20 protein-coding genes and 2 tRNA genes are annotated in these 24,136 nt (G+C 35.4%); 4 read left to right on the forward strand and 18 right to left on the reverse strand.

Annotated elements, in window-relative coordinates; genetic code table 11:
- Positions 1 to 462: 462 nt before the first annotated feature.
- Positions 463 to 2,406, reverse strand: coding sequence for a glucosamine-6-phosphate deaminase (gene nagB, locus ABFR62_05475; protein ID MEN8137863.1), 1,944 nt, complete (start codon positions 2,404 to 2,406; stop codon positions 463 to 465).
- Between the two features lie 473 nt (positions 2,407 to 2,879).
- On the opposite strand from nagB, the gene ABFR62_05480 reads away from it, so the two are divergent.
- Entirely contained in the window at positions 2,880 to 3,728 is an 849-nt protein-coding gene (locus ABFR62_05480; protein ID MEN8137864.1) for a bifunctional methionine sulfoxide reductase B/A protein, read from the forward strand.
- A 50-nt stretch (positions 3,729 to 3,778) separates the two neighbouring features.
- Here the strand turns inward: ABFR62_05480 and hisIE are convergent, their stop codons facing one another.
- The 10 genes from hisIE to ABFR62_05530 form a co-directional block, all read right to left on the reverse strand.
- Positions 3,779 to 4,408 (reverse strand): bifunctional phosphoribosyl-AMP cyclohydrolase/phosphoribosyl-ATP diphosphatase HisIE, encoded by a 630-nt coding sequence (hisIE, locus tag ABFR62_05485; GenBank protein ID MEN8137865.1) that lies wholly within the window; start codon positions 4,406 to 4,408, stop codon positions 3,779 to 3,781.
- Between the two features lie 19 nt (positions 4,409 to 4,427).
- Positions 4,428 to 5,183 carry an imidazole glycerol phosphate synthase subunit HisF gene (gene hisF, locus ABFR62_05490; GenBank protein MEN8137866.1) on the reverse strand — a complete coding sequence of 252 codons (756 nt, stop codon included), beginning with the start codon at positions 5,181 to 5,183 and terminating at the stop codon, positions 4,428 to 4,430.
- Positions 5,184 to 5,194: 11 nt separating this feature from the next.
- The gene (hisA, locus tag ABFR62_05495) at positions 5,195 to 5,920 is read right to left on the reverse strand and encodes a 1-(5-phosphoribosyl)-5-[(5-phosphoribosylamino)methylideneamino]imidazole-4-carboxamide isomerase (protein MEN8137867.1); all 726 of its coding nucleotides are present in this window, start codon (positions 5,918 to 5,920) and stop codon (positions 5,195 to 5,197) included.
- Positions 5,921 to 5,961: 41 nt separating this feature from the next.
- On the reverse strand, positions 5,962 to 6,543 hold the full coding sequence (gene hisH / locus ABFR62_05500) for an imidazole glycerol phosphate synthase subunit HisH (GenBank protein ID MEN8137868.1): 582 nt from the start codon (positions 6,541 to 6,543) through the stop codon (positions 5,962 to 5,964).
- 60 nt (positions 6,544 to 6,603) lie between these two features.
- Positions 6,604 to 7,716, reverse strand: a complete 1,113-nt coding sequence (gene hisB, locus ABFR62_05505) for a bifunctional histidinol-phosphatase/imidazoleglycerol-phosphate dehydratase HisB (GenBank protein ID MEN8137869.1) — start codon at positions 7,714 to 7,716, stop codon at positions 6,604 to 6,606.
- Complete coding sequence (gene hisC, locus ABFR62_05510; protein ID MEN8137870.1) at positions 7,713 to 8,735, reverse strand: histidinol-phosphate transaminase; 1,023 nt, start codon at positions 8,733 to 8,735, stop codon at positions 7,713 to 7,715. The genes hisB and hisC overlap by 4 nt, the downstream gene beginning before the upstream one ends.
- Positions 8,736 to 8,737: 2 nt before the next feature.
- Positions 8,738 to 10,018, reverse strand: coding sequence for a histidinol dehydrogenase (hisD, locus tag ABFR62_05515; protein MEN8137871.1), 1,281 nt, complete (start codon positions 10,016 to 10,018; stop codon positions 8,738 to 8,740).
- A gap of 70 nt (positions 10,019 to 10,088) precedes the next feature.
- Entirely contained in the window at positions 10,089 to 10,946 is an 858-nt protein-coding gene (gene hisG / locus ABFR62_05520; protein MEN8137872.1) for an ATP phosphoribosyltransferase, read from the reverse strand.
- Between the two features lie 372 nt (positions 10,947 to 11,318).
- Positions 11,319 to 11,389, reverse strand: a tRNA-Gln gene (locus ABFR62_05525).
- Between the two features lie 32 nt (positions 11,390 to 11,421).
- Positions 11,422 to 11,492, reverse strand: a tRNA-Gln gene (locus tag ABFR62_05530).
- A gap of 197 nt (positions 11,493 to 11,689) precedes the next feature.
- Here ABFR62_05530 and ABFR62_05535 point away from each other — a divergent pair.
- Together ABFR62_05535 and ABFR62_05540 are read left to right on the forward strand one after the other, a co-directional pair.
- The gene (locus ABFR62_05535; GenBank protein ID MEN8137873.1) at positions 11,690 to 14,749 is read left to right on the forward strand and encodes a DUF2723 domain-containing protein; all 3,060 of its coding nucleotides are present in this window, start codon (positions 11,690 to 11,692) and stop codon (positions 14,747 to 14,749) included.
- A gap of 79 nt (positions 14,750 to 14,828) precedes the next feature.
- A complete protein-coding gene (locus ABFR62_05540; protein ID MEN8137874.1) occupies positions 14,829 to 15,443 on the forward strand; it encodes a polysaccharide deacetylase family protein in 615 nt (204 codons plus the stop codon).
- A gap of 45 nt (positions 15,444 to 15,488) precedes the next feature.
- Here the strand turns inward: ABFR62_05540 and ABFR62_05545 are convergent, their stop codons facing one another.
- The 3 genes from ABFR62_05545 to ABFR62_05555 form a co-directional block, all read right to left on the reverse strand.
- Positions 15,489 to 16,112, reverse strand: coding sequence for a DUF3365 domain-containing protein (locus ABFR62_05545; GenBank protein ID MEN8137875.1), 624 nt, complete (start codon positions 16,110 to 16,112; stop codon positions 15,489 to 15,491).
- Positions 16,113 to 16,186: 74 nt separating this feature from the next.
- Positions 16,187 to 16,384 (reverse strand): hypothetical protein, encoded by a 198-nt coding sequence (locus tag ABFR62_05550; protein ID MEN8137876.1) that lies wholly within the window; start codon positions 16,382 to 16,384, stop codon positions 16,187 to 16,189.
- A gap of 88 nt (positions 16,385 to 16,472) precedes the next feature.
- Positions 16,473 to 16,778 (reverse strand): metalloregulator ArsR/SmtB family transcription factor, encoded by a 306-nt coding sequence (locus ABFR62_05555; GenBank protein MEN8137877.1) that lies wholly within the window; start codon positions 16,776 to 16,778, stop codon positions 16,473 to 16,475.
- An 85-nt stretch (positions 16,779 to 16,863) separates the two neighbouring features.
- Between ABFR62_05555 and ABFR62_05560 the strand changes: the two genes are divergently transcribed.
- Positions 16,864 to 17,691 (forward strand): Cof-type HAD-IIB family hydrolase, encoded by an 828-nt coding sequence (locus ABFR62_05560; protein MEN8137878.1) that lies wholly within the window; start codon positions 16,864 to 16,866, stop codon positions 17,689 to 17,691.
- An 83-nt stretch (positions 17,692 to 17,774) separates the two neighbouring features.
- On the opposite strand, the gene ABFR62_05565 is transcribed toward ABFR62_05560, so the two are convergent.
- The 4 genes from ABFR62_05565 to ABFR62_05580 all read right to left on the reverse strand — a co-directional run bounded on the left by ABFR62_05565 (position 17,775) and on the right by ABFR62_05580 (position 23,524).
- Complete coding sequence (locus tag ABFR62_05565) at positions 17,775 to 19,838, reverse strand: M13 family metallopeptidase (protein MEN8137879.1); 2,064 nt, start codon at positions 19,836 to 19,838, stop codon at positions 17,775 to 17,777.
- 86 nt (positions 19,839 to 19,924) lie between these two features.
- A complete protein-coding gene (locus tag ABFR62_05570; protein ID MEN8137880.1) occupies positions 19,925 to 22,666 on the reverse strand; it encodes a prolyl oligopeptidase family serine peptidase in 2,742 nt (913 codons plus the stop codon).
- A gap of 3 nt (positions 22,667 to 22,669) precedes the next feature.
- On the reverse strand, positions 22,670 to 23,131 hold the full coding sequence (locus ABFR62_05575; GenBank protein ID MEN8137881.1) for a nuclear transport factor 2 family protein: 462 nt from the start codon (positions 23,129 to 23,131) through the stop codon (positions 22,670 to 22,672).
- Positions 23,132 to 23,257: 126 nt separating this feature from the next.
- On the reverse strand, positions 23,258 to 23,524 hold the full coding sequence (locus ABFR62_05580; protein MEN8137882.1) for a hypothetical protein: 267 nt from the start codon (positions 23,522 to 23,524) through the stop codon (positions 23,258 to 23,260).
- Positions 23,525 to 24,136: the final 612 nt, after the last annotated feature.

Here is a 24,136-nt window from a genome sequence, read left to right on the forward strand (position 1 = left end):
CGATTAGGTTCTGTTTCTGGAGGTAATTAATCAAAGAGAAGTATTGGTGTAATATAAAAAAAGCAAAATACCGCCAAAAGCATAGCTTAAGGCGGTAATGTATCCTATAATAACTGAAATGAGGAAAGTTAATTACTATAGGTAAAAAAAATGCTCCTATCTATTTTATTAGCATCACAAAATGAGTGATAGAAGCATTCACAACAACTAACAATAATCTTTATTGATGACTTAGGATTTCAGTAATTTCAAAAGTCATTCATAAATTTTTTATGATCTATTCTATAGAGAATAGAATCTGCATATTTTAATATTTTTATGCTTAGCTCCTCCGTCGGTGTGCAGTTCCGACGGAAGACCATTATGGGTTGCTAAACAAGTGTAGAACTGTGGAAAAACAGTACTTAAAATTATTTTTATAAGATATAAATGTTTGAAGTTTATATCATTTTATTCTGGTTATTAGAAGTGGTATCGTTTAAATGCTTCGATAGCTTCGTATTCTGGCAAACCAAGTTTGTCGTAAATATCTGCTGTACCACGGTTTCTGTCTTCTGAGCGCTGCCAGAATTCTCTGTGATCATTCCCCTGGAACATAACTCCGTCTTTTTGAGACTGGTGGAAGAAAATAGCTTTTCTTTTACGTGCCAATTCTTCAGGAGAAATTGGAACAGCCATTTCAATATCATTGATGTCCCATTCGTGCCATGCACCGCGATATAACCATACGTAACAATTTTTCATATAGTCCTCTTGTTTTTTCTGTGCAAGAGCAGCAAAGATTGCATCTAAACAAACTTTATGAGTTCCGTGAGGATCGGCTAAATCACCCGCAGCGAAAATCTGATGAGGTTTAACCTCTTCAATAATATCAGCAACTAACTTGATATCCGCATCTCCCATTGGTGCTTTTTTAGCTTTACCTGTATCGTAGAACGGCATATCTAAATAGTGTACATTTTCGTCTTTGATGTTGCAATAACGTGTAGCTGAAATAGCTTCTCCTCTACGAATAAGACCTTTTATTTTTCTTATTTCTTTTGGAGCAACTTCATTATCAGACTTGTTTTTGATCATCTCGATTACGCTGTTGTAATAATCAACAGAATCTTGCTCACCTGCCATTTCTTTCATATGTAGGGCAAATTCTGCAAATCGCAATGCGTCGTGATCAGCAACAGCAATGTTTCCTGAAGTTTGATAAACAACGTGTACTTCATGACCCTGTGCAGCCAGACGCTGTAGGGTTCCTCCCATTGATATAACATCATCGTCAGGGTGCGGAGAAAATACAATAATTCTTTTTAGAGCAGGTTCAGCACGCTCAGGACGACGAGAATCATCGGCATTTGGTTTTCCACCAGGCCATCCCGTTATTGTGTCACTTAATTCATTAAACATGCGAATGTTTAATTCGTAAGCAGATCCTTCCAATACAGCTAAACTTGACATACCATTGTCGTTGTAATCTCTGTCCGTAAGTTTCAAAATTGGTTTTTGCTGTTTCTCAGCTAACCAAACTACAGCTTTCTTGATTAATTCTTCTGTCCAGGAAACCGGACCAACTAACCAAGGAGTCTTAATTCTGATTATTTCTGATGATGCAGCATCATCCATTAAAACTGTACAGTTATGGTGGTCTTGAAGGAAACTTGCAGGAACTTCTCCCGTAATTTCTCCTTCAATCATTTCTTTAGTAATTTCAGCTTTACCTTCACCCCATGAAAGCATGATGATACGATTTGCTTTCATGATAGTACCAACACCCATAGTAACGGCTTTACGAGGTACATTGTCTAATCCTGCAAAATCTTTGGCAGCATCAGAACGTGTAAGGTGGTCAAGTGTAATCTGACGTGTAGTTGATTTACGGTGCGATCCCGGTTCGTTGAACCCAATATGCCCCGTACGACCAATACCTAGTAATTGAAAATCTAAACCTCCGTAAGATTTAATTTTTAGTTCGTAATCTATACAAAACTGGTTCAATTGCTCTGGAGGAACTGTACCACTTGGTATATTTATGTTTTCAGGTAGAATGTCAACATTGCCGAATAAGTGCTCTTGCATGAAGTACCAATAGCTCTGACGGTGCTTCTTTTCTAATCCTGCATATTCGTCAAGGTTAAATGTAACAACATTTCTGAAGCTCAATCCTTCTTCTTTATGCATTCTAACTAATTCAGCATAAACTTTTATTGGAGAAGAACCTGTTGCCAAACCTAATACAGCCATTTCCCCTCTTTCTGCTTTCGATCTTATTATAGAAGCAATCTCTTCCGCTACTGCAATAGATGCAATAGATGAACTTGGGAAAATTTCCGCATGCATTTTCTCATACCTCTTTTCCTCATATCTTCCTACCGGCTGATAGCTAATGTCTACGGTCTTGTTACCTGTTGTCATAATATTTAATCTCTGATTTCTAAATTGATTACAAAGGCGAAAAAATTATCGCTTTTTAACTATTACGATGCAAATATTAGACTTATACTTTTTTCCGGAAAATAATTTCGACAGTTGACGTTGTTAGTGGGGTAGAAAGCAAGGAAATGCAAATGAAGTAGGGATTAGATATTTGAATATATATATATGTCTAAAGTGCTAATGTATTGATTTGTAACATGTAAGACAAGTGTTGGATTAATGATTTTTTTATTTTTATTAATTTAATATCCTCAAAGGGGTATTTGGCGAAGCATTTTCAGAAAAAGGAATACAGGTTGTTCTGTGCAAATTGCTATAATTACTTTTTTTATTGTAAGTTATTAATATTGTTTTCGTCTAATGCATATAAGATTTTAACAATGAGGTACATTTTTTTAATTTTATCAATATTTTTAATGGGGCATAATTTAATGTCGCAAACAAATAATGATATGAAATATAATGAATTGACCGAACAGGAAAGACATGTTATAATTAATAAAGGAACTGAATATCCGTTTACAGGTAAGTTTGATGATTTTTATGAAAAGGGAACCTATACATGTAAGCAATGTGATGCTACTCTTTATAAATCCACTTCAAAATTCGACGGTCATTGTGGTTGGCCGAGTTTCGATGATGAGATAGAGGGAGCCGTTAAGCATCAGGTTGATGTCGATGGCAGAAGAACAGAAATTGTTTGTGCTAATTGTGGCGGGCACTTAGGTCATGTTTTTTTTGGAGAGGGTTTTACAGATAAAAATACCCGTCATTGTGTAAATTCTATTTCGATGAATTTTATTGCTGATGAGGAGCAAAAATACGAGATAGCCTTGTTTGCATCCGGGTGTTTTTGGGGAACAGAATACTGGATGGAGAAACAGGAAGGTGTTATTTCTGCAGTTTCGGGTTATGCAGGAGGAAGTGTGAATAATCCGACATACGGTCAGGTTTCAACGGGAACTACCGGACATGCCGAGGTTGTAGAAGTAACTTTCGACCCGAAGAAAATTAGTTACGGGGAGTTGGTAAAGCTATTTTTCGAAACACATGATCCTACCCAAACTGACGGTCAGGGGCCGGATATAGGAACACAGTACAGGTCTGCAATATTTTACAATTCAGATGATCAAAAATTCATTGCCGAAAAATACAAAGACATTTTAATTGAAAAAGGATATGCTGTGGCTACTGAAATAACACAGGCAACTGAGTTTTATACGGCAGAAAGTTATCATCAGAATTACTACAAGCGTAAAGGTTCATCGCCGTATTGTCATTTTTATAAAGCGAAATTTTAGTCTTTTGGCTTAGCGAGGGATTTGCTTCAACCTAAATCCCCGCTATTTTTTTATTTCCTTTCTCTCTCCTTCAATACCTCAATTACATCTTTCATTGTATGACCTTTCGCCTGTAGCAGAATCAGTTGGTGAAACAGTAAATCTGCATTTTCATTTAGGAAAAGATCATCGTCATTATCCATAGCTTCTATTACAACTTCAACTCCTTCTTCTCCTACTTTTTGGGCTATTTTGTTGATCCCTTTCTTGAATAAAGAGGTAACATAAGATTCTTCGCTTGGATTTTCTTTTCGGTCTTTTATAACAGATTCCAAATGTGAAATAAATGAGAAGTCGTCACCTTCTTTTTGATTTTTCCCTCTGCTTTCTGTCTTATTTTTTTCTCCCCAGCATGTGTCGGTTCCCAAATGGCAAACCGGGCCAACAGGCTTAACTTTTACAAGTAAGGTATCATCATCGCAATCGGATGAAATTTCAACCAAATGCATGTAGTTGCCTGAGGTTTCTCCTTTAGTCCAAAGTTCGTTTCTGCTACGGCTCCAAAATGTAACTAACTTAGTATCGATAGTTTTTTTATATGCTTCTTCGTTCATGTATCCCAACATCAGAACTTTGTTTGTGTCGGCATCCTGTATTACTGCCGGAACCAGTCCGTTTTCTTTTTCGAAATTTATTTTCATTTTTTCTGAATTACCAATTTTATATCCTTACAGGTATTCCCTGCTGTTTAAGTTCTGTTTTCAAATCTGATATTTCTATTTCTTTAAAGTGAAAAACACTTGCTGCAAGTGCAGCATCGGCTTTTCCTTCAATAAAAGCATCAGCAAAGTGCTGAATAGTACCTGCTCCTCCGGATGCAATTACCGGAATTTGAAGCATGTTACTAAGTTTCTTCAATGCATCGTTTGCGAAACCGTCTTTTGTACCGTCGTTATTCATCGAGGTGAATAATATTTCGCCTGCTCCCCGATCCTGAACTTCTTTAGCCCATTTAAATAGATCCAATTCAGTAGGAACTTTTCCTCCAACTAAATGAACTTTCCAATTTCCATCGATTTGTTTGGCATCAATGGCGCACACTATACATTGGGCACCAAAAGCAGTTGAAAGTTCATTTATGAGTGCAGGTCTTTTAATCGCAGAGGAATTAACAGATATCTTATCTGCTCCTGATTTGAGTAAAATATCTACATCTTCAACAGAAGAAATTCCTCCTCCTACAGTAAATGGAATATTTATTTTCTTTGCAATGCGCTTTACCAGTTTGCTCAAAGTTTTTCTGCGTTCTTCAGTTGCCGAAATGTCAAGGAATACTAATTCGTCAGCTCCTTTTTTAGAGTATATTTCTGCCAGTTCAACCGGATCTCCGGCATCGATAAGATTGACGAAATTTACACCTTTAACGGTGCGTCCGTTTTTTATATCCAAGCAGGGTATTATTCTTTTTGTTAACATAATGTTCCCGGTTAACTGTTAATAATAAACTTCTTTAATTCGTCCAAGGAAATCCTGTTCTCGTAAATCGCCTTCCCTACAATTGCCGATTCCAGTCCGTTTTCCTTCAGGAATTCTAAATCCTTCATGCTGCTTACACCTCCGCTTGCTGTTAGGTTGATGTTTTGAAACTTTGTCATCATCTTTTTATACAGTTCTAAAGAAGCACCTTCAAGCATACCGTCTTTTGAGATGTCGGTACAAATAACATTTTTTATTCCTTTGGCTGTATAGTCCTCCAAAAAATCGTATAAATCAAGGCCGGAATCTTCCTGCCACCCGCTTATAGCTATTTTTTCATTCATTACATCAGCACCGAGAATTATTTTATCACTTCCGTATTTTTCTATCCATGAGGTGAAAATCTTAGGATTCTTTACGGCGATACTTCCCCCCGTAATTTGTTGGGCACCACTTTCGAAAGCTATTCTCAAGTCTTCGTCAGATTTAAGCCCTCCGCCGAAATCAATTTTTAAATTGGTTTTTGTAGCCAGTGTTTCAAGTATTTTGTAGTTTACAATATGACTTGATTTTGCTCCGTCTAAGTCGACTACATGTAGATATTCAATTCCGTTATCCTGGAATTCCATAGCTGCCTCCAATGGGTTTTCATTGTATATCTTCTTTGTGTTGTAATCGCCTTTGGTGAGCCTTACACATTTGCCTCCTATTATATCTATTGCCGGTATTATTCTCATTTTTATTATGTGTTTAGATGCAAGGCCGTGTTTCTTTACGGTTATATTTTAGTTAAAAAGTTCTCTAAAATCTGCTCTCCAACATCACCACTTTTCTCAGGGTGAAACTGGGTTGCGTAAAAATTATCTTTCTTTATTGCTGATGAATACTTAAAGCCATAATTAGTTGATGCAATGCTGAATTCGCTATCAGGTACGTAATAACTGTGTACGAAATATGTGTATGCATTTTCTTTTATGTTGTTGAATAATCCACTTTTTAATTCCGAAATATGATTCCAGCCTATTTGCGGAACTTTTAGTGATTTTTCAAATTCTTTAACCTCGAGAGGAAAAATACCCAAACCCTTAACATTGTCTTCTTCGGTATGCTCACACATGAGCTGCATGCCTAAACAAACACCTAAAACAGGTTGTTTTAATTCAGGAATTAATCTGTCCAGTCCTGACTGCTTAAGTTTTTTCATTGCTGGTTCAGCTCTACCAACTCCGGGAAAAATAACCTTGTCAGCTTTTTTTATTATTTCTGTGTCAGATGTTAATATTGCTTCAACGCCCAGTCGCTCTAAAGCAAATTTGACAGATTGTATATTTCCTGCTCCGTAATCTATAATTACTATCATCCTTTGTTTAGTATTCAATGTTTGATACTTTGTTATTTTTAATAAATCCCCAAACAATTATTAAATTGTTCCTTTTGTAGAAGGAATCTGCGTGTCGTCGAAACTTTGTTTTACGGCCATCTTTAATGATTTGGCAAAAGCCTTGAATATTCCTTCTATTTTGTGGTGTTCGTTGGTGCCTTCAGCTTTAATGTTAAGGTTGCATTGCGCGGCATCACTAAATGATTTAAAAAAGTGAAAGAACATTTCTGTTGGCATACCACCGATCATTTCTCGTTTAAATTCAGCTTCCCAAACCAGCCAGTTTCTTCCTCCAAGATCTAAAGCAACCTGAGCTAAACAGTCGTCCATAGGTAATGTAAAACCATAGCGTTCTATTCCCTGTTTATTTCCAAGTGCTTTTTTAAAAGCCTCGCCCAATGCCAGGGCTGTATCTTCTATTGTGTGGTGTTCGTCAACTTCTAAGTCTCCATCAACCTTAATGTCAAGGTTCATTTTTCCGTGGCGGGCTATTTGTTCAAGCATGTGATCGAAAAACTTAATTCCGGTATCAATTTTTCCACTACCGTCACCACTCAACTCAAGGCTAATATCGATCTTGGTTTCGTTGGTATAGCGATTAATTATTGCTACTCTTTCTTTACTTTTCAGATATTCATAAATCTCTCTCCATTTACACGTTTGAAGAACCTGAACGTTTTTGTCAACAGGCTCAGATTCCGGACTCGATAGGTAAATGCCATTAGTCCCGAGGTTTTTAGCTAATTCGATATCTGTGGCTCTGTCACCAATTACATACGATTTTTTTAGGTCGTACTCTCCTGTTGTATATTTACCTTCCAAGAGACCGGTACGGGGTTTTCTTGTAGGGGCATTTTCTTCCGGTAAACTTCTGTCAATAAGAATTTCTGAAAAATATATCCCTTCATTTTCAAAAGCACGAAGTATTTTGTTTTGTGCCGGCCAGAATGTTTCTTCAGGGAACGAATCCGTTCCTAAACCATCCTGATTTGTTATCATAACCAATTCATAGTTCAGTTCGTTCACAATTCGCGATAAGTACTGAAATACTTTCGGATAGAATTCTAATTTTTCTAAACTGTCGAGTTGGTAATCTATTGGTGGCTCTATTACCAGTGTTCCGTCTCTATCTATAAATAATGCTTTTTTCATAGTTCCTTCAATGCTTCTGTTAGCTTTTTATTCTCTTCCGGTGTGCCAACACTTATGCGTAAAGTGTTTTCACATTTATACTGCGTACTTCTGTTTCTTATTACAATTCCTTTTTCTAGTAGTTGATTGTAAATTTTATCAGCATCGTTCACTTTTATTAATATGAAGTTTGCTTCCGAAGAATATATTTTTTCTACGAACGAAATTTTTGATAATTCCTTGTTTAGTTTTTCTCTTTCTTTCTTTATTAATTCTATTTGAGAGTCAAATTCACGACGTTCTATTACTTCTATTGCCCTGCGTTGGGTTAATTCATTAACGTTGTACGGAGGCTTAATTTTATTCAATACAGAAATAATGTATTCTGAAGCAAAAGCCATTCCCAGTCTTATGCCTGCATGTCCAAGTGCTTTTGAGAAAGTTTGAGTCACTATTATATTGGGAAATTCATCTAGCCTGTAGATCCACGATTTCTCATTTGAAAAGTCAATATATGCTTCATCAATTACTGTAATCCCATTAAAACCATGCAATAATTTCTCTACTTCAGATGTGTTAAAAACATTAGCAGTAGGGTTGTTAGGAGAACAAACGAAAAGCAACTTCGAATTTGATGTTTGTGCAGCTAAAATTGCTTCAATATTTAGTGAATAATCATCGTTTAGTCCAACTTCTATTGTCTCAACGTTGTTGATGTTTGCCAACACTTCGTACATGCCATAAGTAGGAGGCAGCAAAATTACATTATCTTCCTTTGGTTCACAGAAAGCACGGAAAAGCAAATCCAAAATCTCATCACTTCCATTGCCTAGCAATATTTTGTCCGATTCAATTCCCCGCCATTCAGCAATTAGCTTTTTTACGTCTTTTTGATAAGGGTCAGGATAACGGTTCAAACCATTGTCGTTAGGGTTTTCGTTAGCGTCCAAATAAACCTCAGCCTTTTGCTTAAACTCATCACGAGCCGAAGAATAAGGTTTTAGGGTTTTTATATTTTCTCTTATTAAGTCTTGTATCATAGCTAATTGTCCATTAAACGAAGCGAAACAGCATTCTTATGAGCGTGCAATCCTTCGGCTTCGGCCATTACTTCAATAGTTTTTCCAAGATTTTCCAGTCCTGATTTAGAGATTTTTTGGAATGAAATAGTTTTGCAATATGTATCCAGATTTATACCACTATAAGATTTTGTATATCCGTTTGTAGGTAAGGTATGGTTGGTTCCCGAAGCATAATCTCCTGCACTTTCGGGTGTGTAATTTCCGATAAATACCGATCCGGCATTTTTGATCTTGGCTGTTACTTCTTCAGCATTCCCGACTGCCAGAATTAAGTGTTCCGGAGCATATTCATTTGACAATTTTACCGCTGTTTCTATATCATCAATGTAGATGAGTTTAGAGTTTTCAATGGCTTGCTTTGCAATTTCTGCTCTTGGCAGGTCTTTCATCTGTTTGTAAACCTCTTTTTCAGTTTCTTCCAAGATGTTTTTATCTGTACTTACCAATACTACCTGAGAGTCTCCGCCATGTTCGGCCTGAGAAAGCAAATCAGAAGCAACAAATTCCGGGTTTGCACTACCATCGGCCAAAACTAATACTTCAGAAGGTCCTGCCGGCATATCTATTGCGACTCCGAATTTTGTAGCAAGTTGTTTTGCAACAGTTACAAATTGATTTCCCGGACCAAATATCTTATTTACCCGTGGTACATTTTCAGTTCCAAAAGTTAGTGCTCCAATAGCCTGAATTCCTCCGGCTTTCACAATTTTTCTAATACCAACCTGTTGGGCAGTATATAGTATTGCCGGATTTATTTTTCCTTCTTTATTCGGAGGAGTACATAGAACTATTTCGTCACATCCCGCTATTTTTGCAGGTATCCCAAGCATTAACACGGAAGAGAATAGGGGAGCACTTCCCCCCGGAATGTATAATCCCACTCTTTCAATCGCTCTGCTTTCCTGCCAGCATACAACACCGGGAGTTGTTTCGATTATTTTTGGTTCAACTTTTTGTGCTTCGTGGAATTTTTCAATGTTCTCCTGTGCAGTTTTTATTGCAAGTTTTAATTCGTCATCTATAAGATAGGATGCATCATTAATTTCTGTTTCAGAAACTAATATATTATCCAAATCGGTCTGGTCGAATATCTTAGTGTATTTACAAACTGCTTTCTCGCCTTTCTGTTTAATTTCGTCAAAAATTTGAGAGACCATTGGCTCTAATTCAGCCAGGTCTTTGGTTGGTCTTTTTAGTATTTCGGACCAGGTATTTATTGAGGGGTTATATATTTTTTTCATCGAATTGTTATGTTTTTTCGTCATTCCGACCTCGCTGAATCTTGCGATTTCGCTCGGGATGACTAATTAGTTATAATACTATCTTTTCTATAGGCATTATCAGAATTCCTTCGGCTCCGGCCTGTTTAAGCTCATCAATAACTTCCCAGAATTTATTTTCTTCAATTACGGTATGTAACGAACTCCAACCCTCTTCAGCCAAAGGCATTACAGTTGCGCTTTTCATTACAGGCAGGATATTCGACACTTTGTCGATTTTATTATTTGGTACGTTTAATAGTATGTACTTAGATTTTTTTCCTTTTAAAACAGCTTTTAATCTGAAAACTATCTTATCGAGTATGATTTGTTTTTCAGGGCTTAAGTTTTTGTTAGCCACTAATACAGCCTCTGATTTTAATATAGTTTCAACTTCTCTCAACCCATTTCTAAATAAGGTACTTCCGGAGCTTACGATATCGCAAATACCATCAGCAAGACCAATGTTCGGAGCAATTTCTACCGAACCTGAAATCTTGTGAATTTCGGCATTGATTCCGTTTTCATCCAGATAATCCTGTAAGGTAGAAACATAGGAGGTTGCGAGCTTTTTTCCTTCAAACCATTTTATTCCGTTGAAATCAGCATCTTTTGGAATTGCCATAGACACTCTGCATTTAGAAAATCCTAATTTTTCAATAATGTTCAGGTCGCTTTTCTTTTCAATGATAACATTCTCTCCAATTATAGCTATATCGGCAACACCGTCTTCGATGTATTGTGGAATGTCTGAATTTCTCAGGTAAAGTACCTCTAATGGGAAATTAGAAGACTCAGCCTTTAGTTGGTCTTTTCCATTGTCGATAGAAATACCGCAATCTTTTAGTAGTTGTAGTGAATCTTTATTTAATCTTCCTGATTTTTGAACTGCAATTTTTAATGTATTCATAGTGCTAATAATATGCTTGAAAAGACAATTGGGTATAAAAAAACCCGCTTGAGAGATCAAGCGGGTTTGACGTTATTTTTTTGATTTAATCATATACATCATCCTCTCACTTGAGTAAGGTCGTAAAATGATGATGATGATTAAAAAACATATTTTCTTTTTTTATTGTTTCAGAGTGCAAGTGTAAGGATAATTTCTGAAAAAGTAAACATTGTTAACTAAAAAAATGAAAAAATATTTCAATCTGTGATATGAGAGAGAGGAATATGGAAATAGATAAATTTCTGGAATGTTTTGAAATGTGCTATTTTAGAATCTGGAATAGAGTCATAAAAAAAAGGTTCAGGAAATTTTCCTGAACCTTTTTTGTTGTTACCCCACAAGGACTCGAACCTTGACTAGCGGTACCAAAAACCGGTGTGCTACCATTACACCATGGGGCATTCCACTATTTAATACATCTTTGAGAAAATTGTTACCCCACAAGGACTCGAACCTTGACTAGCGGTACCAAAAACCGGTGTGCTACCATTACACCATGGGGCATTTTCTCTAATGCGGGTGCAAAGATACATCTTTATAGGCTTCGCACAAGTAAAATTAAAAAATTTTTAGTGAAAAAAAATATTGACAGTAAATTTCTATCTTTTTTAACACTAATTAGTACTCAAAATATATAATGATTAATTTCTTTTTTTAAATTCGCCAATTGTACTAGGAACTATGATAATTTATATAAGATAATGGAGCAATTCAAAAAATGGAATAATATAATTGGTTGGGTGATTTTCGCAATAGCCGGTTATACTTACTTAGCCACTATAGAACCAACTGCTAGTTTGTGGGATTGTGGCGAATACATATCCACAGCAGTTAAGTTGGAGGTTGGTCATCCACCGGGAGCACCACTTTTTCAAATGTTGGGAGCTGTAGTTGCAATATTTTCCTTTGGAGATGTTAATGAAGTTGCAAAAATGGTTAATGCCATGTCTGCTATAAGTTCTGCATTCGCAATATTATTTCTTTTCTGGTCAATCACTCATATGGTGAGAAAAATGGCTACAAAAAATTCCGAATTAGATTCAAATAAAATATTTGCGATTTTGGGAAGTGGGATTGTTGGAGCTTTAGGCTTTACTTTTACTGATACTTTCTGGTTCTCCGCTGTTGAAGGAGAAGTATATGCTATGGCAATGTTTTTGATTGCTTTAGTTTTTTGGTTAGGATTAAAGTGGGAAGATGAAGCAGATGACAGTAGATCTTCGAGATGGTTGGTTTTGATATCGTATATCTACGGATTGGCAATCGGAGTTCACCTTATGGTAATTCTAACAATTCCAGCTATTGCTTTCATAGTTTATTTCAAAAAGTTTAAAGGAGTTGATTTAAAGAAATTTATAATTGCAAATGTTGTAATAGTCTTAATCCTTGGCTTTGTGTTTAAAGGTGTTTTCCCTTATACCATGAAATATTTTGGGGCGATGGAGTTATTCTTTGTTAATTCTGTTGGATTACCTTTTCACGGAGGTACTATTATTGCAGGAGTTCTTCTTATTGCTGCTTTTGTAGGAGCATTGTTATATACCAGAAAAAGAGGCTGGGTTATAGCTAATACTTCCGTTCTTTCAGTGATGTTTATGTTGATAGGATTTTCTAATTACCTGATGATAGCTATTAGGGCCAATACTAACACACCAATTAATGAAAATAATCCGTCTACAGCAGTAACACTTTTGGATTATTATAACCGTGTTCAGTACGGTGAGTGGCCTGTTGTATATGGAGCAATGTATACTGCGTATGAAGGAGGACTGAAGTTAGACGAAGAAGAACCGTATCTTGATGGAACTCCTGTATATGAGCTGGATAGTGTATCAGGAAAATATTTAATGGTTGACGATAAAAAAGCTACAATCCCAAATGTAGATAAAAAGCATGTAGGATTCTGGTCTCGAATGTACTCGCATGATGCTAATCATATTGCTATGTATAAAGCTATAGCCGGGAATGCTCCGTATGGAAAGCGTCCTACTTTTTGGCAAAACATGAAGTATTTTATGGATTTTCAGGTAGGATACATGTATATGAGGTATTTTATGTGGAATTTTGCCGGCCGTCAAAATGATATTCAGGGAAAATATGAACCTACAAAGGGTAACTGGATTAGTGGAGTAAGCTTTATTGACGAGGCACGATTAGGACCGCAAGACAACCTTCCAAAAGATTTAGCAAATAATAAAGGAAGAAATATGTATTATTTCATTCCGTTAATAATTGGGTTGATAGGTTTGATTTATCAATTTCAATATCACCCTAAAGATGCTTATTCTTTATTCTTATTATTCCTCTTAACCGGAATAGCGATTCTGGTTTATACAAGTCCAAAACCATTTGAACCCAGAGAAAGGGATTATGCGATTGTCGGCTCTTTCTATGTATTTGCAATATGGATAGGAATCGGGGTTTGGGCCCTGTATGAGAAGTTATCGGCTAAATTGAATCCTAAAGCTACAGCTATTGGGTTAACATTTATCCTAACTCTTCTTATTCCCGGAGTAATGGCTAAAGAGAATTGGGATGATCACGATAGATCTGAAAGAACTTCTGCCAGAGATATTGCTAAGATGTATCTGGATTCAGTAGATAAAGATGCTATATTGTTTACTTATGGCGATAACGATACTTTCCCTCTTTGGTATGTACAGGAGGTTGAAGGGTATAGAACTGATGTGAAAATAGTAAACCTGTCATTATTAAATACTGATTGGTATATAGATCAGATGAAAATGAAAACTTACAAGGCTGATCCTATTCCTTCGCAGTTAACACATGATTTATACCGTCAGGGAACGCGTGATGTAGCTTATTTTTATGATAAGTATGGAATAGCGGATAAACGTATCACGGCAAAACAATTTATTAACTGGATAGGCTCTGATGATCCAAAAACTAAGGTTCAGTTTACGGAAACTGCAAATGAGGTAATTTATCCTACTAAGAAACTTAGTATTCCGGTAGATAAGGATGCAGTTATCGCAAATGGAATTGTTGCCCTTAGAGATTCATCTAAAGTACTTGATCATTTAGAGTGGGATTTAGAAGGAAACGCAATAGAGAAAAAGGATATAATGATTATCGATATGATTGCAAATAATAACTGGAAAAGACCTATGTACTTTGCCGTTACTGCAGGATATTCTTCAAAATCATTCCTGTACCTAGATAAGTATTTCCAGCTTGAAGGTTTAGCCTATAAAATTGTGCCTGTAAAGACAGAAAGAGATGGTATGGATATGGGTAGGATAGACACCGATGTTATGTATAAAAAAGTCTTGAGTTGGGATTGGTCTAACTTCGGAAATGAAAAAGTATATATGGATGAAACCAACCGAAGAACATCTTCCTGGTCTGTTAGAAATAATGTTTCCCGTTTGGCTAATGCATTAATCGATGAAGGTAAAGATGATAAGGCTATTGAAGTTCTTGATATGTTGATGAAGAATTTGCCAACTGACATGTATCCTAAAAATCATTATGTTTTGGGTATTGTTGATGCTTATTACAGAGCCGGTGATCTTGAAAAAGGTAGAGTGTTGTTAGAGGAATTTGCAAATGATAATTACGAAGAAGTAAAATACTACAGTAGGTTTAGCCAACAACAACAATTAGCACTGCAAAATGATATTCAGATAAGATTAAGTGAGTATCAGTCTTTGTTGCAAACTGCTTCAATGTATGATAAGGAAAAGTTTGTAGAGCTTGAGTCTAAATTCCGAGAGCTTATAAATATGTTTCAAATTTAATTTTGATTAGATATAAAGAAAACCGTTTGAGTACAATCTCAAACGGTTTTTTTATTTTTACATTGCACAATAATAACCCATGTCTTTATACCTCAAAAATATACCTTTTTTTATTAAATGGATTTATCCTGAGGCTAAATGGTGTGTTAAAACTAATGAAAAGGTGTTGTATCTTACATTTGACGACGGACCGGTTGAAGGCGTTACAAATTGGGTGTTAAAGACACTTGAGGAGTACAATGCAAAGGCGACTTTTTTTTGTGTCGGACAAAATGTAAATATAAATCCTAACCTGTTTCGTGAGCTAACAGAATCAGGGCATTCAATCGGTAACCACAGTTACCATCATTTAAAAGGATTAAATACAGGGAATAAATTGTACCTTCAAGATGTAGGAAAGGCCGATAATATTATAAAAAGCAGGCTGTTCAGGCCTCCATATGGACTGATGGGTTACAGACAATACATTGAACTGAAGCATAAGTTTGATATAGTGATGTGGGATGTTTTATCCGGTGATTTCGATACAGGTATCGATGGAGAAAAATGCTATCAAAACGTTGTAAAAAATGCCAAACAAGGTTCTATTGTAGTTTTTCACGACTCCAAAAAAGCATTTCCAAGACTCAAAATTGCACTGCCAAAAATATTGAAATACTATTCTGAATTAGGATATAGGTTTGAAAGAATATAGAGACATAGATTTTAAAATGAAAATCTCCTGAAATAATTTTAATACTTACTTTCTTTTGAAATAATCTTTTGAAAATTTTATTGACCAGGCACCTCTTAAATCATTCTCGTCATAGCCTTGTGCCTTATCTAGTGGATAGTGTTTCATAATCTGCGCTTTAACTTCGGGAGTAACCATATCTGAATTTCCGTGGCAGCTTAAACAAAAAGATTTTAGTTTAATTGGGGCAATAAACATTATATCACCGTTTTTCATATGTAATACTTCAGGCTTTATTTTCATGCCACTTTCAATGCTGGAATTCCATCCTTCCAAGACATTTTTTTCGGAGCTGTTAGCTTTGTTGTTCTGGTTTCTAAGTTTTAAGCTGGTTCTTTTAATATCAACATTATATTCTTTCGACATAGAATCAGTAAGTGTAATCGCTTTTGAACTGCAAACTTCAATTCCTGCAATCGGACCTCCTTTATTGATGGCTTTTTTTAAATCACTGCTTAACACTTTGAAGGTGCTCATAGCTATTTTCTTTCCTTCTTTAATAACTATAGAGTCGGCTACTACAATAGAACTCTCAGACTCTTTTTTCTGTGATGATTTCTTTTCAGAATCATTACAGGAAAATAATACAGCCAGAACTGCTATTAAACTAAGTACAATTTTAGATTTCATGTAATACTATTTATTGGTTAAATTAGTATCTAAAGATAAATAATAATTATAGATAGAGAAAGATAATAAGTTTATCAGCGTTCTTCACCGTCAGGATTCAGACTGTCCCAGACTAATGCTCCAACTGCCATGCCAAATAACGGACTGAGAATCGGACTTGATGAAACATGGCAGGCTCCGGAATTACAACCATAGAAATAGTAATATAAATAGCCGCCAATAGCACCTACAATTATTCCTGTTCTAATTCTTGTCCATCTTTCTTTCTCCATCCATTCCTTTTTAATAACAAAGCTGAATAAGTTTAACCATTATTCAGCTTAAAATGTTTTAAATAAAATGTGATTGTATTTTTAATCACTATTTGTCTAGCATACATTGTACAACATTATGTATGTTTTCCATTTTTAGGGAATAAAACATCTTCTTACCTTCTCTACGGCATTGTAAGATATTTTTATTCTTAAGTATTCCTAAATGATTGGATGCTACTGCCTGTTCAATGTCCAGAGTTTTGTGAATTTCGCTAACTGTTAACTCTTTGTCTTCATATAGCATTTCAATCATAGCAATCCTAGTAGGATGGGCCATTGCTTTAAGCATTTCTGCTCTTTCCTGAAGCTCTTCAGCGTCAATTTTTAGGACTTTACTTATCTTTGTCTCCATAACACGTAGTTATATAATTGTATACAAAAATATTACATTCTATTTTTGCAGCAAAATTTATTAGTTATTAAATCGTACTTTGAATATGGTTGATTATAGAGTAGTGTGTAGCGATGTTGATGGAACTCTTTTGAACTCTAAGCGGGAATTGTCAGAAGCGACGATTAAAAGTGTAGAATTACTAAATAAGAGAAGAATACCTTTTGTAATGGTTTCAGCACGAATGCCAAAAGCAATGCGCCCTTTGCAGATAATGCTAGGTGCTCATTATCCAATAGTTTGTTATAACGGAGCTTATATTGAAAGCGAATTGAAAGTTGATGGTTTTGGAGTAGAGTTGTTTTCTAATCCAATTGAAATTGAACCTTTTTTAGATCTGTTAAAGTTTATGGATGGAAATGGGATACATTTCGGGACCTATCACAAAAATGAGTGGTTTGTAAACCAGGAGGATTATTGGACCCGCAGGGAAATGAATAATACTAAAATAACTCCGGAGGTTAAGGATATGGAGTTTATGCATCATCATTTTGAGGCAAAAAATCATGGACCTCACAAAATAATGATAATGGGGGATTACGAAAAAATTGAACCTCTCGAATCAGAATTAAGACATAGATATGGTGATTATATCGATATTTACAGATCAAAAGATACTTATCTTGAGCTTAATGCCAAGGCTGTTTCCAAATCAACTTCTTTAGATGTCTTAAGCGAATATTTCAATCATCCGATTTCTGAATTTATGGCTTTTGGCGATAATTATAATGACGTTTCAATGATCAGGAAGGCCGGTTTTGGTGTAGCTGTCGAAAACGCAAGAAACGAGGTTAAAGCTGTAGCAAATGAGATTACCGCACAAAATATCAAAGATGGAGTTTCAAAAACAATCGATAAGTATTTTCATCTATAGGGATTGGTATTTTATAATATAAAAAAGACCTCGTAATTTTATGAAAAGTACGAGGTCTTAAATTTTTAGATTGAGATATTTTATTACCAGATTTTGGCTTGTAGATCACCGCTTCTAACCATATTGTCGCCTTCTTTGGCTCCCCATGCTTCGTGGAATTCTTGTAAATTACTCATAGGTCCGTTAACTCTATACTGTGCAGGAGAGTGTGGGTCTGCAGTAACTTGTTGTTTTACATACTCCGGACGTGCGTTAGATGCCCAAACCTGTGCCCAGCCAAGATATAAACGTTGTTCAGGTGTAAATCCTGCTAAATCTTCTCTTCCTCCGTTTATCTCGTAATATTTCTGAAGTGCATAGTACCCTAGAGTAAGACCTCCTAAATCTGCTATGTTTTCTCCAAGGGTTAATTTACCTTGTACGTGTACATCCGGATAAGGCTCATAATTGTCGAATTGTTCTACCACAACAGCGGTTTTAGAATCGAATTTTTCTCTGTCTTCTTCTGTCCACCAATTGTTTAAGTTGCCTTCTTTGTCATATTTAGACCCGCTGTCGTCAAAACCGTGCGTGAATTCGTGTCCAATTACTCCACCTATTGCACCGTAATTTATCGCTACATCTGTTTCAGGACTGTAGAAAGGATGTTGTAAAATTCCTGCCGGGAAAACTACTTCATTGTTTACAGGATTGTAGTAAGCATTTACTGTTTGTGGAGTCATTTCCCATTCCTTTTTGTCTACTGGCTTTCCAATTCTTGCAAGATTATCTTCTGCGTCCCATTTGTTAACAGCAATTATATTTTCCAGTACGGAATTCGGTTTTATTTCTACATTCGAATAGTCTTTCCATTCTTCAGGGAAACCTATCTTATAAGTGAAAGCTTTAAGCTTTTCTGTGGCCTTTATTTTAGTTTCTTCACTCATCCAATCGAGTTTCGCTACACGATCGATGTAGGCTGATCTTAGATTCTCAATTAGTGCTTCTACATCTTTTTTAGAACTTTCGGGGAAATATTCCGCAACAAATAATTTACCAAGAGGCTCTCCCAATGCATTGTTTACTAATTTTACAGCTCTTCTTTCTCTGGCTTTCATCTGTGTTACACCTCTCATAACACCACTCTTAAAGGCAAAGTTTTCCTTTACAAATTCATTTGGTAACCACGAAGCACTACCATCAACCAAATGCCATTTAAAATATACTTTCCAATCTTCTATTGAAGTATCTATTAGTTGTTTATTGGTGTTTTTTAAGAAGTCAACTTGCGATACAACAACTTCATCGATGTTAATACCTAAACCTTTGAAGTACTCATTCCAATTATAATCCGGAGATAATTTTTTAAGATCATCAATAGACATTTTATTGTATGTCAGTTCCGGGTTACGTCGGTCTATACGGGACATTGAATTTTCTGCAATCTTTTTTTCAATTTCAAATACAGTGTTTGCATTTTTAGATGCTGTTTCTTCCTCATCACCTAACAGTAGGAACATATTCTTAATGTACCCTAAGTACTCTGTACGAATTTTTTCGAAGCGTTCACTATCTACAATATAATAGTCTCTGTCGGGAAGAGTAAGACCACTTTGAACTGTATAAGCGATATATTTTTTACTGTCTTTTTTGTCGATGCCAATATAGAATCCTATAGGGCTTCCCAAGCCTTCTATAAAGTTTTTGGCAAAAAAATCTGGAAAATCTTTGTAAGATCTTAAAGCGTCAATTTTATCAAATTGCGACTGAAGGGGACTTAGTCCGGCCTCTTCAATTCCTGTTGAATCCATTGCCGATTTATAGAAGTCACCGATTAGCTGTGAGTCACTCCCTTTTTCACCCTTGCTCTTTTCAGCTCCAAGAATCAATTCTTTTATTTTTTCCTGACCATCTTCGTAAAGAATATTAAAAGAACCCCATCTGCTTTCTGTTTCAGGGATTGGATTATCCTTTTGCCAGCCACCGGTTGCATACTGAAAAAAGTTATCTGTTGGTGAAGTCGTTGTATCCAGATTTGCAAGGTCAAATCCCGGAATTGTACTTGTGTCTTTTTTTTGGGTTGAAGTATCAGTATTATTACATGAAATAGTAGATAATAATGCCAATGCAACTATCCCATAAATAGATTTTTGCAATAAATATTTCATTTGTAAAAGATTTTAATGTCTGAACACAAATATACCTATGTGATGAGCAATAAGACTCTTAACAATAAGTTAAAGTTTTTTATGTGTTATTCCAGCAGTTTATATCCGTAGTCTTTCCCCTTGTCAATGTATGGAACACCTTCGATTAACCATTTTGGTGCCGGGGCATTTTTCAGGTAGTGATCAAAAAACTGATACATGCGAACTGTCAGATCTTTCATGTTTTTTCGTTTTTTCAGGTTGTGTTCCTCATCGTTGTAAATCAACAGCCATGCGGGTTTGCCTAAACGACGTAGAGCCATGAAATATTCAATTCCCTGATAGTAAGGTACAGCACCATCATTATCGTTATGCATCATCAAAAGAGGGGTTTTTACTTTTGGAGCCATAAATAATGGAGAGTTGTCAATGTACAGGTCTATCCCTTTCCACAAGTCTTTACCTAAACGGCTTTGAGTTTTTTCGTATTGGAATTCTCTGCTCAATCCGGATTTCCATCTTATTCCACCATATGCAGATGTCATATTTGAAACCGGAGCACCAGCCATAGCGCATTTAAATTTGTTGGTTTGCGTAACCAGATAAGCTACCTGATATCCTCCCCAACTCTGTCCCTGTATAGCCATGTTTTCTGAGTCGACAAATTGGAATTCTTCAACCTTTTCAACTCCCGACATAACAGCATCGAAGGCATCCTGACCCGGCTGTCCGATATTATATTTGATATCCGGCACAAACACTAAGTAGTCATTACTGGTCAGGTAAGAAAAATTAACTATAGATCTGCTCGGAGAAGGGGGATAATATTTATTTTTTCTGTCTGAATATATTTCATAGAAGTAAATTATCATCGGGTATTTTTTTGCCGGATTAAAGTCGGCGGGGTAATATAGTAGTCCTTCAAGGGGTTTGTTGGAGTATGATTTCCACGAAATTAAATCTACAGATCCCCATTTAAAGTTCTTTTGTTGAGGATTTAAATCCGAGAGTTTTGTAGAGGTCCAATGTTTGGTTTTTGCTAAATATATATTTGGAGATTCATAAAAGCTCTCCTGTAAAAATATGTGAGCATTTGCTTCTTTTGCTTTTATAACTTTGGAGACTCTGATCTCATCCTCAAATTTCATCCATGGATTGTTTTTGGTAATATCTCCCAAATATATTCCTTCATCTTTTGTAGTTTCACTAAATCCGTGTAATACAAAGATTCCATTTTCAGGAATATATTCTTCTTCTTTCTCAACTTCAAGATACCTGAATCTGATTTTATTTCTGAACCCGAAATAGTCTGTTATGTTAACTTTACCTCTGCTGTTTTTGGGGTGAATCCTCCACAAATCATACCTGTCGTTGATGATCAAATATTTTTCATCTCTACTCCAATAGGCCTTGCCATAAGCTTCAGCGGGAGAGGGTATGTCGTTTTCTTCATCGTAAAAACGACTTTTATTAGTATTGCTTGTCAGTTTGTAAGGTTTTCCTTTTTTCAGATCAATATTATACCATGAGGAATCCTTTCGGCTGAAAACAGTAGCATAATTACCAAAAGGAGATAGTTTTGGTTTGTCGGCTATTCCCTCGAATACCTTCCGCCTCAATCCGTTATTGATATTTATTGAGTACAGATCTTTATTCCATGGAAAATTGAAGCTCTTTTCAATCCTGTATTTCTTGTTGGATAATCCTATAACACTTAGTAAATTCTTTTTCTTGTCTAATATTATTTCATCAACATCTTCATCGGCAAGCTGTACTATTTTTTTAGATTTTATATGATATACTGCCAAAAATGATTTCTCTTTAATCTTCTTCTTATCAGCCTCCTGTTCGGATTGTAATTGGCCATCTTTATAGTGCCATACATCTACCTTAGCTTTTTCATCTTCTAATAGTGTGTCTTTTTCTATTAATGGCCTTTCTTTTTGTAGACCAAAGAACAAACGAAGTCCGTTCTCCGAGAATTCAGGCTTCTGGTATTCACTAATTATCCAGCCTTTTTTAAGTCCGTAACTTGTAATATTAACAGTTTTTGATTTTTGTAGTAAATTGAGGTTGAATTTTATGTTTTCTGCATCCAAACTATCTTTACTCGATATGTATGAAATAGTTTTGGCATCAAACACCGAAAGCTTTTTGTAGTGAACAGCTAAAGTGTCAATAATACTGTATTTAAAATCGTTAAGATTTAACGAATAAACTCCTGACTTTACAATAGAATCAGCTCCTTGCCTGATTACGTACAAATATTCGCCTGTTTTGTCAAAAGCATAATCGCTTACGTGTTTTAGGTCGATGGTTTTCGAATTTGACAGGTTTATTACTCCTAATTCAAAAGTTTTTGCTTTTTCCTCTTCGTCTTTATTTTCTTTTGCCGGAATTTTTCTAAACGCCAGAGAATTGTCTGCTTCCTCGGGAAATAAAAATTCTTTTACTCTTGGTATTTCGAAAATTATTTTCTCTTTTTTTATATCCCAAACTTTTAGGCTGTCTTGCGTTAGCTTTAGTTTTTTCTTTCCTTCCTTTTTTTCTGCTCTAATTGTATGATAAGGAGCCTTAATGATAGCTGCAACAAAATTCTCGTTAAATGAGATTTTTGATTTTGTACCTCGCTTTATTATTTTTTTTTCTGAAGCCTTACTGTCGTATATTTCAAGTACTCCATCACCTTCCTGGGCTTTAACGGTATATGATACAATATTGCCGGAACGGGATATTTGCTGATCTTCAATCTTTTGCCATTGGTCGTAGTCGCTGTGATCTAGAGGACGCTTGTTCTGAGCGCTTATTGATAAAGAGAAAAACAGTATAATAAAAATAGCTCTTTGCATCGGTTAGTTTTTTGATGTAAGATTAATGAATTCTTTTATTTTTTCGTTGGGAACTGTAACCGATAAATGATAATGTTTTAACCTCCATTCTTCATTATTTAGTTCAAGTACACCCGAAGCTCTGCAAATACCCATCCAGGTTTCCAGTAGTTCGTCGAACCAGGCTATTTTTTTGTTTGAGCTGAAATAAATATTTCTTTCGATAGTTTTGAAACTCCAGGTTTCTTTAGAGTCAAAATATTTTTTGCTCCATATCTCGAATTCTTCTTTTGTCCAGTACTCAGTTTTATCCGTGCCAATGAAAATAGCTCCCTGGTCCATTAAGGAAAAATAATCTTCACCATTTGCACTTGCAGCATCTTTGTGCCATTTGTTAAGTGAATCGGATATGTTGTCTTTTGCTGAATTTTGAGAATAGCCTGTAAAGTATATTAGGCTTATTACTATTGAAAATAATACCTTCATATAAATCCTAATCTTTTTTCAAAGATAAATAGATTATCAACAAAAAAAAGCCCAATGAACCCTTTTCAGTTTTCATTGGGCTTAATAAAATAATTAGGAGTACTCCTAATTATTTTATCCTTAAGCTTATTTTTGTTCTTCAGTAGCTTCTTCAGTAGCTTCTTCTGCTACTTCTTCTACTGCAGCTCCTTCTTCAACTACAGCCTCAGTGCTATCAGCTACAACCTCTGTAGTAGCTTCTTCTACTTCAACTTCTGTAGTAGCTTCTTCAACTACTTCTACAGCTGCGTCAGCGTCTTCAGCCTTTTTTGTTTTTGCATCGTCACAAGATGTCAACATTGTTCCTCCAATGAAAAGTCCAAATACGACTGCGATACTTTTCCAATTAACCATGATTTAATTTTTTTAAGTTTGGATTACTATTTAGGTAATGCTTTTAAGCTTACCACACTAGTGTTATTTTACGAGGCTAACATAGTAATAATTTTAACTTTTTATTAAGGTTTGTTGAATTATTATACTCTATCAGTATATATGTGCAACTTATTAATGTTTTTTTTGTTGTACGAATTATTTGAAAACATTCAATTTATCTAATCATGTGTTAATACTATGCTTAAGGTAGTTTTATGTTTACTTTTCTCCTGTTGTTTGATCTATTTTAAGCTCATAAATAAGCTATAATATTTAAGATTTATCATCTTTTTAGTTATAAATTATTACAATTCCGTATTTATTTTCTTACATGAAGATTCTTAAATGTTAAAAGTTATCCTGAAAATCATGCTGTTTTTTAATTTTTAGAGAAGATCTCTATCCACCGAATAGAATACTCCATATGCCGAAATAGTATTTCTAAAATCATTTTCACTGAGTATTTTTGATGAGAATTAAAAAATAAATTATATAGATATGAAATCCCCATGAGCTACGGGTTTACACCATGCTGGATGAATATAATGGGGATACCATATGACCTAAACATAAAATTATATACATATGAAA

Source organism: Bacteroidota bacterium, assembly GCA_039714315.1.
In the GTDB taxonomy this organism is placed as follows: Bacteria; Bacteroidota; Bacteroidia; order Flavobacteriales; family JADGDT01; genus JADGDT01.